Raw genomic sequence first — 261 nt, forward strand, 5'->3', positions numbered from 1 at the left:
CAGCAATTCGACTCCTTGGGTGCCGGAGAGCTCGACCAGCTCGACGGTCGAATATTTCGTGGCCCAGGCGGGGTCGTTGACCATGCTGTCCATGAACTTCAGGTCGAACTCCTTGTTGATGAAGCCCGCGCGCTCGCCATCGAGTTGATGGGAGAGACCGCCGGTGCCCATCACCACGACCCGCTCGTCCTTGGGCCATGATGCAATCGCGCGTGCGAGCGCGTTGCCGAGCTTGTAGCAGCGGGCCGCAGAGGGCAGGGG

Annotated in this window: 1 pseudogene; it reads right to left on the bottom strand. The window is 63.6% G+C overall.

Annotated elements, in window-relative coordinates:
• A pseudogene (locus FVA95_RS29995) lies at positions 1-261 on the bottom strand (protocatechuate 3,4-dioxygenase); the annotation flags it as partial.

The sequence above is a fragment of the Pseudonocardia sp. EV170527-09 genome, assembly GCF_008369905.1.
Taxonomy (GTDB): domain Bacteria; phylum Actinomycetota; class Actinomycetes; order Mycobacteriales; family Pseudonocardiaceae; genus Pseudonocardia.